Consider the following 17732-nt stretch of genomic DNA (forward strand, 5'->3'; position numbering starts at 1 on the left):
GGAACGGTCCCTGGTGGAGGACGGAGATCGGTCCTTGGGTATGAACCCGGGAATGGGGCACAGGTAGCGCGCAGCAGTGGCCGTGGGCGTGTGCCGTACCAGCGAACGCCGGCGACGCACCCAAGATCAGGACCGCGACGGTGAGAGCGTTCCGGATGGTGAGTGCGAACGTGTTCATGGTTCCCATTAAACGCCGAATCGGGCCGCGCCCAGGGGATCTGGGGCTCCAGGCGCGGCCCGATCAACCTTGGTGGTCTTCTTCCCACATTGAGACGGGGCCTCGGCCGCGGAGTCGGTAGTGCGGTCCCGGCTGTTCACGGCTACTGGTTGTTGTGGCCGGCCATGGCCAAGGGGTGCAGCGGCCCGGTTTGGAGCTCCTCGTGGTGCTCGGTCGCGCCACTGTAAGCCGTTTCCGGCTGCGGGGGGCCGGGCGAGTTCTAGCTGTTCGACGGCGGTGTGACCGGCGGCCCGACGTACGCGACGTCGTTGCCGGACGCTTCCCCTTCGGAAACGATTGCGACTAGGTAATCGTCGCTCCCCTGGTCGAGAGCCAGCTTGATCGACGCAAGGTTGACGTAGCCCAAGGTGTAACCGTAGGTGGTGTGCGAATGCCCTAGCAGCATCTGCACCTGCGGCTGCAATTTCTGCAACTCGGCGACCTGCTGCTGTAGAGCGGCAACCTGTTTTTGGAGGTCGCTGATCTGCGACATTGTTTCGAGCCCGGTTGTGTCCACTGTGGTGGGCTGCGGCAGCTGCTGACTGGCGGTGCCGACAGCATTCGCTGGCGGGGGAGTTGTCAGATGTTCGGCGGGTGGCTCATCGGCCAGCGGGTGTGGTGTCGTCATGATCGAACGCAATACGAGCCCGTGTGAAAACGCAACCCCCGGTCCGCTGAGCGGGTCGAATCGGCAATTTCTCCCCCAATCTTGATCCCCGGTCCCGGCACAGGCCCTCAGCCTCGCTTATTCGATAGTCAACGAAAACCACCGAGGTGGCGCTCGAATGCCCGAAGACCGCCAAGACGTTGTTCTTGAAGTGGACTAGGGCGAGTCGGTTCGCGGCCCTAGCTCACCAGCTCGTCATCCGGACGGACTCAAATCTGTTCGTGGTCGCGGCGGTAGCGACATCGCAGGTGTCACCGACTGCGTATGTCTGGACTCCTCGATCGCGGCGACCTCTTCGAGGTCAAGCTGTGAAAGCCGGGCCTGCATGCCGCTCAGGTCGGCGACGGCGTCCTGGCATGCCGAGCAGTTGGCCATGTGCGCTTCGAATTCGCGGCGGTCAGCGGCAGACACCGCGCCAAACACGTATGCGGCATCCCACATCTCGGACCAGAACACGTACCAGAACACATCGCTGCACTGACTTCTCATGACAGCAGCGTGGCAGCGCGCGAAGCCGTACCACACGCGTAGTCGGCTACTCGAATTCACGGACATTCGCCAACAGGTACATAGTGACGCCCCGTCCCCGAGAGAGAAGGGGGCGGGCTGATCAACTATTTCGGCGTGGACTCGATAGATCCTGTTCCCGGCTGCCAGGTCCCGGTCCCCGGGTCGTACCTGAACCGGACATCACCACGGCCAGCGCAGCCACCAGGCGCGTCATTAGCAACATTTCTCGATCATCCTCCTGGTTCGGGTCACCGTTTATTCACCGTTTATGACTGAGAATCAGCGAGAACTACCGTCAATCGTTGGCAGCCATGGAGCCCGAAACAGGTTGCGCCGCAGCGGCTAACGACAATCCGCGACAACCTTCGCGAACCACCTATTGCAAAAGCCGGTGTCGCAGGTTCGAATCCCGCCGGGGGCACTGCCGGGGGCACTAGTGTTTTTGCAGGTAAAAGCCGTTATATGCGGGCGGCACGGCTGCTTAGAACGCGTACGGACCGAATCGCCCCCAGGCGAGGAAGACCGCGAGTAGCCCCAGTACCACAGCGGGAACCGCGTCCACTCCTTCTTTGCGGCGCAGATGCACCAGCACCGCGCCGGCCGTCACCACCGCCAGCGCGGCCGCGGCCACCGGCACCAGCGCCGGTGCGACGTGCAGCAGGGCCGGCAAGATGACGCCGAGCGCACCCGCCACCTCAGCGACGCTGATGAACTTCACCGCCGCCGGGGAGAAGTCTTCTGTCCAGATCATCCCGCGGGCGCACAGCGCCTGATTGCTCTGCGTCAGCTTTAATGACCCCGTATCGGCGAAGGCGGCTGCCAGCACACCGGCCACTAACCACAACACAAAATTCATGAACGTTTCCCCGTCACTTGAAGCTTCAGCTGAAGCGTGGAAGTACGCGCGCCGCCAAGGTGCATCGGATCGTCTTCCGCCATCTTCGGCGCATCGACGTTATTCCTTGGAGTGTCGAGCCTGGCCCCACGAGGTTCATACCCAACACACGCAAGCAATATAATCTACTATAAATTAAAAAAACTCTCGCGTCTAGAGCCGCTTCTGGTGCGAATCGGTGCGCGGTTCTACTACGATACGGAAAGCTGTCAACGAACGGCACTGTCCAGGTGTGAGCGTTAGGCTGAGGGTGCCGCCGGTCGATGCAGGACATCAGAACAATCGAACCCAAGTCGCTGCCCGCCGGCTTAACATCCGGCGCGGTTACTTTAGCGAAAAGCGCAGCGCAGCATAAGCATTCGGTATCGCTGGTCACACGAGTGACGCAGCAATTCCGACGACGACATCATGGCGGAGTGCTTGGCCGACAGTGAGGTGCATACCCAGCTCGGCGACCCCGCCGTCGAGCGGATTCCAGGCGCGGTCGGGTCGAACGCAGTTAGTGACCGGCTCCCTGCGGCTTGGCGAGTGCTCGCCATCAGGCCTAACCACTAACCCCAAAGTGTCAAGGATCAACCGAAAGAGAAACGTCAAGCATCAACCGACTCTGAACACCGCCGCAGGGCATCGGGATGGCGGCGATGTTCGAAACATGGCTGCAAAACCCATGGATCGTCGGCCTGGCTACCAACGTCATCACTACCGGAATTTTGACCGGATCCGCCAAGCTCTGGAACAAGTACCACCGCAAGACGCCGACGCAACGGCGATCCGTCACACCATCGATTTCACCGGAGGAATTATTCAGCACGCGTGCGGGAAGCACTATCGTGCAACATTATTCGATCTACGAGACTCTCATGCCTTTGAATCTTGTTGTCACAGAGACACATCTACCTTACGAGCCCAGCGATCACCGCCGACTCAGGGGAGCAAAATAGAGCCGAAGTCTGCTGGCTGGATTGCCGGCTCATAGGCCCGCGTTCTGGGCGGCGTACAGGAGTTCACGGTGGTGCTCGAGCTCTTCCCACTGCTGCTTGGGTTCGCCCGGAGCGAGCAACAACAAGACCCGGTTGAAGCCCATGCTCACGAGCTCGGCAATTCGGGCGACGCTGCCCTCCACACCAGCGAGGGTGTAGGCGGTGATCACGGTCAGATCGAGGTCGCTCATCGGCCGGCCCTTCCGTGACGACTCCGCGCGGAGGTTCGCCAGGCCTCCGACGAGGTCGGTGTGCAGCCCGTCCAAAGGGAGCCATCCGTCGCAGTACTCGACGATGTGGCGGGCGATCATCGGACCGGCGGCGGCACCGATCAGCACTGGCGGTCCGCCGGGCTGGACAGGTTTCGGCCAGCAGTACAGGGGGTCGAAGTCGACGAAGTCCCCGTGGAACTCTGCGATCTCGTTGCCCCAGATCTCCCGCACCGCAAGCATCCGTTCCCTGGTGATCCGCCAGCGGTCCTTGTGCTCGACGCCGTGATCCCGGAGTTCCTCGGCGCTCCAGCCCGCGCCGATTCCGAGGACCAGCCGGCCGCTCGACACCAGGTCCACACAGCTGGTGACCTTGGCGAGCATGATCGGGTTGTGCTCGGGCACCAGACAAACCGAGGTCCCGACCTTGATCCGCTCGGTGACCGCCGCGGCCGCCGTCATACAGATGAACGGGTCGGAAATCTCGCGGTAGTAGTCCGGCATTTCGACCTCGAGCACGAACTTCGTCTCGCGGTTGGTTGGCACGTGGGAGTGCTCACCGAAGAACACCGACTCGAAGCCGGTGTCCTCCGCCCAGCGCGCAAGCTCCGCTGGCTGGACCGTGTAGTGCGTCTGCATGGAGCAGATTCCGATGTCGACCATGTCAGAAGATTCCGATCGCGGCGTCTGGTAGCCCGAGGAGATGGGCGACGGTCGAGTGGTGCATGTCGGTGGTGCCCTCGATGATCAGGCCGCCGACGGCATCACGATGCAGGCCTTCCAGCCCGGTTTCGAACGCGTATCCGGCGCCCCCGTGCAGGGTGACGCATTCTTGGGTGACTGCCGCGGCCATCTCGGTGACCCACGGCTTGACCATGTGCTCCAGCGCGCTGTCGGGGCGGCCGTCATCACGCAGCCGGGCCGCGTCGTACAGCATGGACCGGCTCGCCTCGATCTGAGATCGCATCCGCACCAGCTTGTGCTGAATGGCCTGCATGGACGCGATCGGTCGCCGGTTCGACGTGCGGTTGCACAGGAATTCGACGGTCTGCGCGTAGGCGCCGGTCGCGAGTCCGAGTGCGATCGCCGAGGCGAACAGGACCGAGGCCGTCGCATTGCCGTCGACATCCTGGATCTGGCGGTCCGTCACCATGAATCCCAGGTCGACGGACATGTCGGCGGGCACCCGGCAGTTCGTCATCGTGACCAGGCCCCATGGCGCGCCGAAACCCATCTTCGGGATCGGTGACACCGAGACGCCGAGATGGCCGCGTTCGACATAGAAGAGCCGCTGGCTGCCCTCATAGAGCCCTGCGATGCCCATGACGTCGTAGAAGGTGCCCTGGGTAACCCAGAGCCGGGTGCCATTCAGGACGTAGTCGTCGCCGTCGCGCACCGCGATGTCGGACTGTTCTGCGTAATTGGCGACACCGGCCGGATCGCTGAACGCGCCCGCGATCATGAACTGCCCGGAGATCACCTTCTCCAGGTAGCGATCGGAGATGGCTTCGCTAAGCAGCATCACCGGCGCGAACACCATCTGCGGGATGCCGGCTATGGCCACCCCGGGCGACTCGCGGCCCAGTTCCTCGAAGATCACGCACGCGGTCGTGGCACCGTGCCCAAGGCCACCCCGGCTCTCCGGGACCAGGGTGCGCCACATCCCGAGTTCGCCGCAACGGCGGGCCATCTCGGTGATGAACTCATGCCCCTGATACGCCTCCAGCCGGCGCGGCCGGATCTCCTTCTGGGCGAACGCCCGGCTGGTCTGCTGGATCTGGCGCTGCTCGTCGGACAGAAACCGTGACACGACAATTCTCCTTCAGGGGCGCGCCGATCGTCAGTTCAAGTTTTGATAGAGTCTGTCATAGCATTTGGGAGTGACTATCAACAGTAACGCTATCACGGCGGGGGTTGTCAATTAATCCGCCCGGCAAGGACCGGAGGCAGTGGACGAGGACGGCGTTAAGATGCCCCGGATGGAGCCCGGCGGCTGGGAAAGACGCAAACTGCAGACCAGGATCGCGCTGGCCGAAGCCGCGGTCCGGCTCTTTCGCGACCGCGGTTACGAGGCGACCACCGTCGAGGACATCGCGCGCGCAGCACACAGCTCGTCGAGCACCTTCTTCCGGTACTTCCGGACGAAGGAGGATGTGCTCTTCCTCAACATCAGAGAGACACAAGACCACTTCAGGGACTTCCTCGGCCAGCCCATCCCAGGCCTGTCCTGCTGGGAGCAGATCCACCTCGGGATCAACATCGGGATGCTGCAAGTCGCCCGCCCCAGCACCGAGGTCGAGGAATTCAGCATCAGGAGCTGGCTCAACGAGCCAGCCGTCAGAGGGCGGTTTCTCGAGCTCGTCACCGAGATGGAGAACACCATGGCCGCGGCGCTCGCAGCCGAGCGCCGCACCGACCCGGATCGTGACCTCTCGGTGCAGTTGGCCGCGCGCATCGCGACCGCGATCTACACGGCGGCGTTCCACCTACATATCTGCACCGGCCGTGACCTCGTCACCCTCGTGGACGAGGGCTTCGAGATGGTGGCCCCCACCTTCGGAACTGAACCGGTGGATGAAGGCGACCGGGCCCCAGAGGACCGTCAAACTTAGGGCCGCCGCGCCAGTTCCGCCACCGGCACCCCGAGCGCCGCCGCCAACACATCCGATGCGGCCGCAGCATCGGCGTCACCCCGCCTCAGGCGGAGCCGGAGACTTTCGCGGCTGCCAGGGTCAGTCGGGCGATGCGGGGTCCCCAGCCGGCGCTTCGGCGGCGGCATTGTTGAACGGGCAGCCCCGGAAGTCAGGCCGTGACACGTCTTCGGCGATCGCGTCGAAGATCGCCAGGATCTTCGCATCGGGGTCCTGGATACCCGCCTGGACCGCCTCGACGCGCTGCCGCCAGGCGTCGTGGCGGCAGCGAAGGTAGGCGGCGTTGCCCGAGTCGGCGACGTAGAGAGCACCGGGCAGAATCTACAGCGAGACCGTTGGGGTAGCTAAGGTCGGTGAACGGCGGCGTGGTAGCGCTCAGCTTGCCAGTACTTGCAAAGGCAAACCAAATGGCGCAGCTTATCCGTATTATCCGTAAGGGTCCACACGGCCGGACGGTACGCCCCACCGCCTGCAACTTAACCCCATCTGCCCCTGCCTAGGACGGACTACGAGAGACGAGAGTTACCGTGACGAAAAAGCACCGGCTGCACTCGGCATCGGGATGATTGCGACAGGGGCAGCCCTGACGATCGCGTTCGGCACCGCCCGACAGGCACACGGTGGCAATACATTCGGCGTCGCCCGCTCGGCAGCGTCGTCGCCCGGAGGCCCCCGATGACAGGGACCACTTCTCCGGCCACTACTCGCGAGCGAGTGAGGCGCCTCGGTGGAGCCGCTTGTGACGTGCTGGCCATTCCGAGACGGTTCGAGGCGCCGCCCGCCGGAAGCGGGTTACGTCACGTCCATGGTGGTCGGGGCCTGCCGGTCGTCGGACACGTCCCCACGATGTACGTCGACCCGATCGGATGGGCGCGGCGGCGCTTCAATCGCTATGGGGCGGTGTCACCACTGAATTTGGTGGCCAAACGTGGCATCCTCGCGTTGGGCCCCGACGCCACTGCCGAAATATTGGTCAACAAGGACAAGGCATTCGCCAGCGGGTGGTCTTCGATGTTCGAGCCGCTCCTGCCGCGGGGGATCCTGCTGCTCGACTTCGAGGAGCACCTGCATCATCGCCGGATCTTGCAGCAAGCCTTCACCCGGACTCGGCTCGACGCGTACCTGCAAGCGATGATGCCCACGATCGACGGCGAGATCAGCCGCTGGCAGACCGGTGCTGGCTTTCAGATATTCCCCGCGACCAAGAAACTCATGCTCGATCTCGTCGCGGAGTTCTTCGTCGGAACTCGCTTGGACCCCGAAGCGGACCGTGTCCGCGACGCATTCCTCAGGATGACGAATGCGGCCCAGACCCCCCTGCGTGTCAATGTCCCGGGTGGGACGTGGGCGCGCGGCCTGAAGGCACGCCGCTTTCTGGAGGATTTCATACGAACGCGGTTGGCCGACAAACGAACAGGCGCCGGTGATGACCTGTTCAGCGCGCTGTGCGATGCGCAAACCGAGGACGGTGAACAGTTCAGCGACCAGGACGTGGTCAAACACATGATCTTCGTGCCGGCCGTCGCCCACGACACCGCGACGCTCACGATGAGCACCATGTGCTACTACCTCGCTAAACACCCGCAGTGGCAGGAGCGTGTCCGAGCCGAATCGGTCGCTTTTCGCAGAGGCACACTCCACTACGGCGATATGGACAGCCTTGTCTCGCTGGATCTGGTCATGAAAGAAGCGACACGGCTGGTGGCGCCGGTTCCGATGCTGATGCGCGAAACGGTCGTGGACACCGAGCTCGCCGGATTCTTCGTTCCGAAGAACACCTTCACGCTGGTGATGCCGCACTTCAACCATCACATGGGCGAATACTGGCCCGATCCCGAGCGCTTCGATCCGGAACGCTTCGCCCCTGATCGCCACGAAGACAAAATTCACAAGTACGCGTGGGCTCCGTTCGGTGGAGGAGCGCACAAGTGCATCGGCATGTTCTTCGCGGGGATGGAGATCAAGGCGATCCTGCACCAGATGCTGTTGAACTTCGAATGGAGCGTCGACCCCGGCTACCAGGCGAAGTTCGAGTTGCGCCGGCTATTCGTTCCGAAGGATGGCTTGGCGGTGCGTCTACGCCGACGCTGATCCCTATCGCGTGCAGAAGGAGCGTTAAGAGCAATTGCGGCCGACTTAGGTTGACCTCAGGCGGAGCCGGAAACTTTCGCGGCTGCCAGGGTCAGCCGGGCGATGCGTTTGGCTGTCAGTGCCTTGGCGCGCGCGGTGCCGCCCACTTCGGCGGTAGCCAAAGCTCCGTCGTAGAGGACGATGAGCGCATCGGTCAGCGCATCGGAGCCGGCGACCCCGGTTCCGGCCGCGAGCCCCGCGAACAAGCAGCGCAACCAGTCGCGGTACTCCTTGATAGCAAGTCGCTGGGCGTCCCCCGCCGGCGCTTCGGCGGCGGCATTGTTGAACGGGCAGCCCCGGAAGTCGGGCCGTGACACATCTTCGGCGATCGCGTCGAAGATCGCCAGGATCTTCGCATCGGGGTCCTCGATACCCGCCTGGACCGCCTCGACACGCTGCCGCCAGGCGTCGTGGCGGCAGCGAAGGTAGGCGGCGACCAGCTCGTCTTTGCCGCCGAAAATGTAGTACAGCGAGCCTTTTGCGACGCCGGCCTTCTCGATGACGGCATCGATTCCGGTGGAATGCACGCCATCGCGGTAGAACAACTCATCCGACGCGGCGAGTAGCCGTTCCCGCGGCGACGGCCGTTTCACTGTCCGCTCCGGCATGCAGCTAACTATATCAGACAGGGTTGTCTGAAGAACCGCTACGTTGACCTCGCAGACGGGACTTCCACTACGCTTGCGCCTTGCATTTTTAGTTCGTTCGGTCTAATTTGGCGAATGGTCGATCAGACAGATCGGTACAAAGCTCTCCGGGAGGGTCATGACAACCCCCAATTCGGTTCGGGATCTGGACGGCAAGGTGGCGCTGGTGACCGGCGCGACGTCGGGGATCGGTCAGGCCGCCGCGCTGCAGTTGGCCGCGCAGGGCGCCACGGTGATCGTGCACGGCCGCGACATCGGCCGCGGTGTCGCGGTAGTTGCCGCAATCGAAAACGCCGGCGGCTCGGCCCGATTCGTGGGTGCCGACCTGGGCCAACCCGCAGAGGCGCTGCTGCTGGCTCAGGAGGCTGGCGACGTCGACATACTGGTCAACAACGCCGGATTCGCCTGGTTCGGCCCGTCGGCAAAATTGGCCGTCAACACCCTGGATCAGCTTTTCGCCGCCAACGTGCAGGCCCCCTACCTGCTGGTGTCGGTCCTGGCCCCGAAAATGGTTGCCCGCGGCGACGGCGTGATCATCAACCTGGCCAGCAGGGCCGGCACCGTTGGTCAGCCCGACAGCGCGGCCTACGGCGCTACCAAAGCCGCCCTGGCCTCCCTGGCGCGTTCCTGGGCCGCGGAATACGGACCCGCTGGCATCCGCGTCAACGCCATCTCACCGGGACCCGTCTACACCAATGCAGCCGGTCGCGAAGTGTTTGATGCCAGCGCCCAGACGACAGTGCTGGGGCGCGCCGCCGAGCCGCAGGAGATTGCCGACCTCATCGGCTTTCTGGCGTCGCCCCGTGCCGCGTACATCACCGGCACCAACATCGCCGTCGACGGCGGGATCGCCGCCGCGCGACAGCACCGCAGGCTGGACGCGGCGTCATGACCATCTCGGTACTGGCAATCAGCTTTGACGCTCACCACGCTGCCCGACTCGCGGAGTTCTGGGCCCAGGCCCTGCACCGCACCCTCAACGACGGCGCCACTGAGGACTTCGCGTCGATCGCTGCCGACACCGGACTTGGAGCCGTCCTGATGTTTCACAAGGTCCCCGAGGACAAGACGCTCAAGAATCGCGTGCACTTCGACCTGCAGGCCTCTGATGTGGTAGCCGAGGCTGATCGGCTGACAAGCCTGGGCGCCAGGCAGATTCGCGCACTGAGCGAGAACAACAACCAGTGGATCAGCTTTACCGACCCCGAAGGCAACGAGTTCGACCTCGTCGCCGGGTGACTTCGGGCCATCGCGCAGCGGATTGACCGATCCGTTCGAATCAAGGAGGCGAGCCATGACAGACATCGAGAAGCGCAACAAGGCGCTGGTGTTAGAGGCGTTCGATACATTGTTCAACCGGCGAGATTACGCAGCCGCGCAGCGATTCTGGTCTTCTGATTACATTCAGCACAGCGCGCACATCGAACCGGGGCGTGATGGCCTCTTCGAACTTGTGAAAGGCGCACCGCCCGACATGCGCTACGAGAACGCGCTGATCGCTGCCGACGGTGACTATGTGATGCTGCACGGTCGATTCCGCAATGTCGGGCAACCCGCCGACTGGATAGTGGCAGACATCGTGAGGGTCGAAAGCGGTGTACTCGCTGAACACTGGGATGTCATCCAGGACGAGGCCACCGCCGAGGAGTCCCAAAGTGGACTGCCCATGTTCGGCGACGCCTTCCCCACACCGCGGCGGTCATGATTACAGGCTCGGATCGCCCGGAGGAGATCGCCGCCGCCGCACTGTTTTTGGCCTCCGGTGAGGCTAGCTTCGTGGCCGGCACCGAACTCAGCGTCGATGGCGGCATGGCTCCGGTCTAGCGCGAGCGAACACGGAAAGGCCCATCATGACAACGTTTCGGGCGATTCAAGTCAGCTCACCGGGAGGAGAACTGGCTCTGGTCGATCGCACAATGGTCGAACCCGGGCCCGGCAGCGTGCGCGTCGCCGTCGACGCCTGCGGCATCTGCCATTCCGACTCGCTGTTTGTCGATGACCAGTGGCCCGGTGTGCAGTTTCCGGTGACCCCCGGCCACGAGATCGCCGGGCACGTCGATGCACTGGGCGCGGGTGTTGGGGACTGGCGCGTGGGTGATCGGGTTGCTATCGGCTGGTCGGGCGGGTATTGCGGGCAGTGCCGCCCCTGTCGGCGCGGCGACTTCGTGCACTGCGAGGTCGGCATGGTGACCGGCGTCTCGTTTCCCGGCGGATACGCCGACTCCGTCGTGGCGCCGGCGAGCGCGCTGGCCCGCATTCCCGACGAACTGTCGGCGGTGGACGCCGCGCCGCTGGCGTGCGCGGGACTGACCATGTTCAACTCGTTGCGCCGCACCGGCGCCGGCCCAGGCGATCTGGTCGCGATCCTCGGCATCGGCGGCCTCGGTCACCTCGGGGTGCAGTTCGCGGTGAAGATGGGTTTTCGCACCGTGGCGATCGCGCGGGGACCCGAAAAGGGTGAGCTAGCCCGCGAACTGGGCGCACATCACTACATCGACTCCACCGCCGGCGACGTGGCCACCGAACTGCAGAAGCTGGGCGGGGCGCGTGTCGTCGCGGCCACCGCCACCAACGCCGAGGCCATCACCGCCGCGCTCGGCGGGCTGGGACTGCACGGTGAACTGCTCACCCTGGCCGCCCTCACTGACCCGGTGCGGGTCAGCCCGATACAGCTGATCACCATCTCCGGCACCGTGCACGGCCACCCGGCCGGGGTATCTTCTGACCTGCAGGACACGCTGGATTTCGCTGCACTGCAGCGCATTAAGCCGATGGTGGAGGTGCTGCCGCTGGAGAAGGCGGCCGACGGCTACCAGCGGATGATGGCCAACCAGGCCCGCTTCAGGGTGGTGCTCACGACCGCGTCTTGAGTCAGAACGTCGTATACATCGAGCGGACGCCAGCTATCCCTATTTGACGCATCCGAATAAAGTTGCAGCGATCACGGTCGCCGAGAGTCCGGATAAGGAGGGCTTGCTATGACTGAGTCCGTCAAAGCCCGCACGGGGGGACCGCCGGTCCCCGAGTCACACAATCCTGACCGCGACTACCCCCGGGTGGTAAGCGACCGGGGCCTCATTGAGCCCGCTCCACGGCGAGTACGGGGCTACTTCGACGGGACACTCGTTTTCGACACGATCCGCGCGCATTACGTTTGGGAGATCGCCTACTACCCGCAGTATTACATCCCCGTCGTCGACGTCCGCATCGAACATCTGCAGGACGAGAACCACGTCCAGAAACTCCAGCTCGGATCCTCGCGGCTGTTTTCGTTGACGTCGCCCAAGCAGACCCACAAGTCGGCTGCCCGGCTGTACGACTCGGGTCCGGTCGCAGGCAGCGTCCGGTTCGAGTGGGACGCACTCGAGTGGTTCGAGGAGGACGAGCCGATCATCGGGCACCCGCGCAGCCCCTACGTCCGTGTCGACGCGCTGCGTTCTCACCGCCACGTCAGGGTCGAACTCGACGGGGTGGTGCTGGCCGAGACACACAGCCCGGTGCTGCTTTTCGAGACGGGTCTGCCGACCCGGTACTACATCGACCGCACCGACGTCGTATTCGGGCACTTGGACACAACCAGCACCCAAACCGTATGCCCGTATAAAGGAATCACGTCGCAGTACTGGGCAGTCAGCATCGGCGACGCGATGTATCCCGATCTCGCCTGGACCTACGACTACCCGCTGCGCGAGGTCGCCCCCATCGCCGGGATGATCGCGTTCTACAACGAGAAGCTCGATATCTTCGTCGACGACAACCGATTGGCCCGGCCTTCCACCCATTTCAAATAGCGGCGGGTATTACGTGCAACGGCGTAGTGTCGCCGCATGATTCGTTCATCATCATGCAGGCGACCGGAGAGTCAGGGCCGGTGCCGTTTGCGGTGACGATCGAATAAAGCTGTGGCTGCAGAATTCGGCGCGCAGGCGCGCAGAGACGTCTAGATGGCGTCTGCGTCGCGCTCGCCGGTTCGCACGCGCACCACTGCGAGCAGCGCCGTGACCCAGACCTTGCCGTCACCGATTTTGCCGGTGCGCGCGGCGTTGACGATGCCCTCGACCACGCGGTCCACGGATTCGTCACCGACCACAATCTCGACCTTCATCCTGGGGATGAAGTCAACCTGGTATTCGGCGCCTCGGTAGACCTCGGTGTGGCCCTTTTGCCGACCGTAGCCTTGCACCTCGCTGACGGTCATACCCAGCACGCCCGCCGCTTCGACGGCGGCCTTGATTTCCTCGATGGCGAAGGGCTTGACGATTGCAGTGATCAGCTTCATCGCAGTGTCAGCTCTTCTGATCGACGCGGCCGGCGACGAGGGTTTCGTCGGGGTAGGCCTCTTCTTGGTGGATCGCGACGTCGCCGAGCTCCAGGACCTCGTCGGGTGCGCGCAGCTTCATGAACAGGCCGAGGAATCGGAGAATCACGAACGTGATCAAGGCGTCCCAGACGATGATGGTGAGCGCCGCGCCGAGCTGAATCAGGATCTGGAAGGGGTGATGGCCCCACAACCATCCCGCGCCGGTGACGTCCGCGACATCCTTGCCGTTGCCTTGATAGAAGAGAATGTGCGGATCGGCCAGCACGCCGACCAGTAGACCACCGGCCAGGCCGGCCACACCGTGGGTGTGCACGACGCCGAGCGCATCGTCGACCTTCTGGAAAAGCCGGGTGCGACCAAGCCAGTTCCAGGACATCCACACCAGCGAGGACGCCACCACGCCGATGATCAAGGCGCCGAAGCTGTTGACGAAGCCGGCCGCGGGGGTGATCGCGACCAACCCCGCGATCATGCCGTTGATGGCACCCAGGAAGGTGGGTTTGCGGTCGCGACTGGCGAGCATGTCCCAGATCACCCAGGTCAACAGCGCCACCGCGGTGGTCAGGTTGGTGTTGAGCACCGCCAGCGAGGCGTTGGTGCCGGCGAAGTAGGGGTCACCGCCGTTGAACCCGTTCCAGCCCAGCCACAGAATGCCGGCCCCTATCGCGGCCAACGGCAGGTTGTTGGGCACCGCGTGTTGACGGTCGCGGGCCAGCCGCGGTCCGATCACCGCGGCGGCGACAAAGCCACTGGTGCCGGCGGCGAGGTGGATGACATATCCACCGGAGAAGTCCAGCGCCCCCGTGGTCCAGGCTTTAATGGCGCCGGCGTGTGGCTGCGCCCAAAAGCCCCCACCCCACACCAGGAACGCATTCACCGCGTAAGCAAAGGTCGACCACAGTGGGACGAAAATCAGCCACACCTTGAAGTTGATCCGGCCGAGCACGCTGCCCAAGAACAGTAGCGGGGTAATCGCGGCGAACACGAACTGGAAGTAGGCCAGCGTGGTCTCGGAGAACCGGAACTTCGGCATGCCCGCGTCGAGCAGCGGGATGCTCGCCTGATGCTGATTGTCGGAGCCCAAGATGGACCCCGGCTTGCCTATCGCGGACTGCAGGATGCCCGGGCCGAGTTTCAGGGGCTCTCCGAAACCCATTTTGAATTCCCACAGCACCCACGCCACCAGCACCAGCGAAAACCCAGTGAAGGCCATCAACATCGTGTTGACCGCCCACTTCTTCTGGACGAGACCCCCATAGAGCACCGCAATACCGGGGATGCTCATCAGTCCGACCAGCGTCGCGGCCACCAGCTGCCAGGCGTTATCCCCCGCGCTTAGCCAATCGGGATAAGGGTTCATATCGGCATCCCTCTCGAACAGTTACCGCGCCGGCGCCAACGAGCGGTGAAACTATCGCACCGGACGGTTTCCGCCAGATGATTGAGTGTTAATTTTGAATTTCCGATTGCGAGCCGATCCCGCCGAGCCGCTTACGGGCGAATTCCCGCTACCCGACATTGGGCCTGAACCGCCACGGCATGCGCGTCACGCCGGCCGTCGACGGCGCGGCACCAGTCACGTGCGGCCACACCGCACGCGTGCTCGAGTCCCCCACCCATGCTGCTCGGGAACGCGACCGTGACGCAGCCATCACCGGACCGGTCATAGGTCGACGAGTGGCCGGTCAGCCCCCAGGCAAGTGCGCCCGCCAGGACGACACACAACACAACGCCGATCACTATCAGCGCGGCGCGGCGTTCACCCGACGTGAGCGGGTCCCTTGGTGGCGTCTTACCGTTGTTGACCGTCGGAAGCTCCTTCGCCCGGCCAAGATCCGACCACAATATATGCATCTTTCCCAGAGGAGGGTGGCCCATTGAACGCACGCGCCAGGGTTCTGATCACCGCCGCGGAGTTGCGCGATCTTCTTCGCGCCGGCGATCCGGTGACGATTCTTGATGTGCGCTGGCGACTCGACCAGCCCGACGGGCATGCGACGTATCTGCAAGGCCACATACCGGGCGCGGTGTACGTATCCCTCGAGGACGAACTCAGCGACCACACGGTCACCGGGCGCGGACGCCACCCGCTGCCTCCGGGGCGCAGCGTCGAGGCCTCCGCCCGCCGTTGGGGCGTCCGGGAGGGCGTGCCCACCGTCGTCTACGACGACTGGAATCGGGCGGGTTCGGCGCGGGCGTGGTGGGTACTGACCGCGTCCGGTCTTACCGAGGTGCGCATCCTGGACGGCGGCTGGTCAGCATGGCGGTCGGCCGGCGGCAGCCTGGCCACCGGCCCGGTCACACCACCACCGGGTAATGCGAAGACGCTGCACGACGATCTGTACGCCGGCGCGCTCCCGACGCTGACGGCGCAGCAGGTGGACGCTGCCGACGTGACACTGCTCGACGCGCGGGCACCTGAACGGTTCCGCGGTGACGTCGAGCCAGTCGATCCTGTCGCCGGTCACATCCCTGGCGCGAAGAATCTCCCCAGCAGCGATCTGCTCGCAGCCGATGGCACGTTCCTGGCCGAGGGCGAGCTCAGCCAGATGCTCTCCGACCACGGCATCGAGCCCGACGACCGCATCGGTGCCTACTGCGGCTCGGGGGTCACCGCCACCATCACGCTCGCGGCGCTCACCTCGATGGGATACGCGCCGGCGCTCTTCCCGGGGTCGTGGTCGGAATGGAATTCGGATCCGTCCCGTGCCGTGGCCCGGGGATCCGAATAACCGTTTCCGGCATAAAGGTTTGTCAATCGCCGCAGACGGTAATGAGGCTTAGAAGGCGGGCGTGTTGGTCGACCTGCGCGTTCGCTCAGGTCTCGTCGGTTCAGCCGAGAGCCGACGGGACCGTCTCTTTTTCGGCCCGCACAGATCCAGCAATCCGGTGTAGACGTCCGCCTGGCCGGACGTAGTGTCACTCTCTTAGCTGTAGTAACGTGCGGCTATGGACACCGACGTCTGGATTCTCGGCGGCTACCAAAGCGATTTCGCCCGCAACCTCACTAAAGAAGGCCTCGACTTCGCGGATCTGACCGGCGAGGTGGTCGACGCCACACTCGCCGCGGCCAGAGTGGACGCCGCCGACATAGCCGCCACGGGCGTCGTCCACGTCGCGAATGCATTCGGCGAGATGTTCGCCGAACAGGGCCACCTCGGCGCCATGCCCGCCACCGTGTGCGACGGCCTGTGGGACACCCCGGCATCGCGGCACGAAGCCGCCTGCGCGTCGGGCAGTGTGGCGGCCCTGGCAGCGATGGCCGACCTGCGGTCGGGCAACTACGACAGCGCGTTGGTCGTCGGCGTCGAACTGGAGAAAACCGTGCCCGGCGACACCGCGGCCCGTCATCTCGGCGCCGCGGCCTGGACGGGTCATGAGGGGGCCGACGCACGGTTCCTTTGGCCATCGATGTTCGCCCAGGTCGCCGACGAGTACGACCGCCGCTACGGCCTGGACGACACTCATCTGCGGGCGATCGCGCAGATCAACTTCGCCAACGCCCGCCGAAACCCCAACGCGCAGACCCGCGAATGGACGGTGCCCGACCCGATCAGCGACGACGACGCGACCAACCCCGGTATCGAGGGTCGACTGCGCCGGTTCGACTGCAGCCAGATGACCGATGGCGGCGCGGGGGTCGTCCTGGTCACCGACAACTATCTGCGCGACCGTCCCGGCGCTCGTCCCATCGCCCGGATCACTGGCTGGGGGCATCGCACCGTCGGCCTGGGCCTGCGGCAGAAACTGGACCGCGCGGCCGACGACCCCTACGTGCTGCCGCATGTGCGTGCGGCGGCGCTCGACGCGTTGCGCCGCGCGCGGATGTCCCTCGATGACCTGGACGGGATCGAGGTGCACGATTGCTTCACGCCCAGCGAGTATCTGGCGATCGACCACATCGGGTTGACCGGCCCGGGTGAATCGTGGAAGGCCATCGAAAACGGTGAAATCGAGATCGACGGGCGACTGCCGATCAACCCCAGCGGCGGGCTGATCGGCGGCGGACACCCGGTCGGCGCGTCGGGAGTGCGCATGCTCGTCGACGCGGCCAAGCAAGTCAGCGGAACGGCCGGCGACTATCAAGTCGAGAACGCGAAAACCTTTGGCACGCTGAACTTCGGCGGTAGCACAGCCACCACGGTCAGCTTCGTCGTCAGCGAAGCGCAGGCCTGACCCGTGGATGCCGAGATCGTCGGCAAATTCCTGTCGACCCTGCCCGACGACGACGACCATCCGTACCGCACCGGTCCGTGGCGACCGCAGACCACCGAATGGGACGCCGACAACCTCACCGCCGTGGAGGGCGAAATCCCCCGCGACTTGGACGGTGTCTACCTGCGCAACACCGAAAACCCGCTGCACCCATCGTTGCGGACATATCACCCGTTCGACGGCGACGGCATGCTGCATGTGATCGGCTTTCGCGATGGAAAGGCCTTCTACCGCAATCGCTTTATCCGCACCGACGGTTTCCTGGCCGAGAATGAAGCGGGCGAGCCGCT

At 64.3% G+C, this 17732-nt stretch carries 19 protein-coding genes and 2 pseudogenes; 12 read left to right on the top strand and 9 right to left on the bottom strand.

What is annotated here, in order from left to right:
- Positions 1–437: 437 nt before the first annotated feature.
- The 3 genes and pseudogenes from VNW74_RS04235 to VNW74_RS04245 all read right to left on the bottom strand — a co-directional run bounded on the left by VNW74_RS04235 (position 438) and on the right by VNW74_RS04245 (position 2250).
- Positions 438–845, bottom strand: a complete 408-nt coding sequence (locus VNW74_RS04235; RefSeq protein WP_325675354.1) for a hypothetical protein — start codon at positions 843–845, stop codon at positions 438–440.
- 309 nt (positions 846–1154) lie between these two features.
- Positions 1155–1373: pseudogene (locus tag VNW74_RS04240) on the bottom strand (zf-HC2 domain-containing protein); the annotation flags it as partial.
- 502 nt (positions 1374–1875) lie between these two features.
- The gene (locus VNW74_RS04245) at positions 1876–2250 is read right to left on the bottom strand and encodes a DoxX family protein (RefSeq protein ID WP_325675355.1); all 375 of its coding nucleotides are present in this window, start codon (positions 2248–2250) and stop codon (positions 1876–1878) included.
- Between the two features lie 671 nt (positions 2251–2921).
- Between VNW74_RS04245 and VNW74_RS04250 the strand changes: the two genes are divergently transcribed.
- Positions 2922–3230, top strand: coding sequence for a hypothetical protein (locus VNW74_RS04250; protein WP_325675356.1), 309 nt, complete (start codon positions 2922–2924; stop codon positions 3228–3230).
- Between the two features lie 29 nt (positions 3231–3259).
- Here VNW74_RS04250 and VNW74_RS04255 read toward each other — a convergent pair whose 3' ends face one another.
- Together VNW74_RS04255 and VNW74_RS04260 are read right to left on the bottom strand one after the other, a co-directional pair.
- The gene (locus tag VNW74_RS04255; RefSeq protein ID WP_325675357.1) at positions 3260–4141 is read right to left on the bottom strand and encodes an LLM class F420-dependent oxidoreductase; all 882 of its coding nucleotides are present in this window, start codon (positions 4139–4141) and stop codon (positions 3260–3262) included.
- Between the two features lies 1 nt (position 4142).
- Positions 4143–5288 (bottom strand): acyl-CoA dehydrogenase family protein, encoded by a 1146-nt coding sequence (locus tag VNW74_RS04260; protein WP_325675358.1) that lies wholly within the window; start codon positions 5286–5288, stop codon positions 4143–4145.
- A gap of 160 nt (positions 5289–5448) precedes the next feature.
- On the opposite strand from VNW74_RS04260, the gene VNW74_RS04265 reads away from it, so the two are divergent.
- Positions 5449–6090, top strand: a complete 642-nt coding sequence (locus VNW74_RS04265) for a TetR/AcrR family transcriptional regulator (RefSeq protein ID WP_325675359.1) — start codon at positions 5449–5451, stop codon at positions 6088–6090.
- Positions 6091–6873: 783 nt separating this feature from the next.
- Positions 6874–8220, top strand: coding sequence for a cytochrome P450 (locus VNW74_RS04270; RefSeq protein WP_325675360.1), 1347 nt, complete (start codon positions 6874–6876; stop codon positions 8218–8220).
- 56 nt (positions 8221–8276) lie between these two features.
- On the opposite strand, the gene VNW74_RS04275 is transcribed toward VNW74_RS04270, so the two are convergent.
- On the bottom strand, positions 8277–8867 hold the full coding sequence (locus VNW74_RS04275) for a TetR/AcrR family transcriptional regulator (RefSeq protein ID WP_325675361.1): 591 nt from the start codon (positions 8865–8867) through the stop codon (positions 8277–8279).
- Positions 8868–9024: 157 nt separating this feature from the next.
- On the opposite strand from VNW74_RS04275, the gene VNW74_RS04280 reads away from it, so the two are divergent.
- From VNW74_RS04280 to VNW74_RS04305, 6 genes and pseudogenes are all read left to right on the top strand, one after another.
- Complete coding sequence (locus VNW74_RS04280) at positions 9025–9798, top strand: SDR family NAD(P)-dependent oxidoreductase (protein WP_325675362.1); 774 nt, start codon at positions 9025–9027, stop codon at positions 9796–9798.
- Positions 9795–10145 carry a VOC family protein gene (locus VNW74_RS04285; RefSeq protein ID WP_325675363.1) on the top strand — a complete coding sequence of 117 codons (351 nt, stop codon included), beginning with the start codon at positions 9795–9797 and terminating at the stop codon, positions 10143–10145. Before VNW74_RS04280 ends, VNW74_RS04285 begins: the two co-directional genes overlap by 4 nt.
- Positions 10146–10200: 55 nt before the next feature.
- Positions 10201–10611, top strand: coding sequence for a nuclear transport factor 2 family protein (locus VNW74_RS04290; RefSeq protein ID WP_325675364.1), 411 nt, complete (start codon positions 10201–10203; stop codon positions 10609–10611).
- Between the two features lie 11 nt (positions 10612–10622).
- A pseudogene (locus VNW74_RS04295) lies at positions 10623–10730 on the top strand (SDR family oxidoreductase); the annotation flags it as partial.
- A gap of 26 nt (positions 10731–10756) precedes the next feature.
- Positions 10757–11776 (top strand): alcohol dehydrogenase catalytic domain-containing protein, encoded by a 1020-nt coding sequence (locus tag VNW74_RS04300; RefSeq protein ID WP_325675365.1) that lies wholly within the window; start codon positions 10757–10759, stop codon positions 11774–11776.
- A 108-nt stretch (positions 11777–11884) separates the two neighbouring features.
- On the top strand, positions 11885–12697 hold the full coding sequence (locus VNW74_RS04305; RefSeq protein WP_325675366.1) for a DUF427 domain-containing protein: 813 nt from the start codon (positions 11885–11887) through the stop codon (positions 12695–12697).
- A gap of 149 nt (positions 12698–12846) precedes the next feature.
- Here VNW74_RS04305 and VNW74_RS04310 read toward each other — a convergent pair whose 3' ends face one another.
- The 3 genes from VNW74_RS04310 to VNW74_RS04320 form a co-directional block, all read right to left on the bottom strand.
- A complete protein-coding gene (locus VNW74_RS04310) occupies positions 12847–13185 on the bottom strand; it encodes a P-II family nitrogen regulator (protein WP_325675367.1) in 339 nt (112 codons plus the stop codon).
- Positions 13186–13192: 7 nt separating this feature from the next.
- Entirely contained in the window at positions 13193–14587 is a 1395-nt protein-coding gene (locus VNW74_RS04315; RefSeq protein ID WP_325675368.1) for an ammonium transporter, read from the bottom strand.
- 131 nt (positions 14588–14718) lie between these two features.
- Complete coding sequence (locus tag VNW74_RS04320; RefSeq protein WP_325675369.1) at positions 14719–15081, bottom strand: hypothetical protein; 363 nt, start codon at positions 15079–15081, stop codon at positions 14719–14721.
- Between the two features lie 23 nt (positions 15082–15104).
- Between VNW74_RS04320 and VNW74_RS04325 the strand changes: the two genes are divergently transcribed.
- The 3 genes from VNW74_RS04325 to VNW74_RS04335 all read left to right on the top strand — a co-directional run.
- Positions 15105–15959: a sulfurtransferase gene (locus VNW74_RS04325; protein WP_325675370.1), complete on the top strand. Its 855-nt coding sequence runs from the start codon at positions 15105–15107 to the stop codon at positions 15957–15959.
- A 217-nt stretch (positions 15960–16176) separates the two neighbouring features.
- Positions 16177–17403, top strand: a complete 1227-nt coding sequence (locus VNW74_RS04330) for an acetyl-CoA acetyltransferase (protein ID WP_325675371.1) — start codon at positions 16177–16179, stop codon at positions 17401–17403.
- 3 nt (positions 17404–17406) lie between these two features.
- A partial coding sequence (locus tag VNW74_RS04335; protein WP_325675372.1) for a carotenoid oxygenase family protein occupies positions 17407–17732 on the top strand: 326 nt, incomplete at its 3' end.

The sequence above is a fragment of the Mycobacterium sp. genome (assembly GCF_035570115.1).
Lineage (GTDB): Bacteria > Actinomycetota > Actinomycetes > Mycobacteriales > Mycobacteriaceae > Mycobacterium.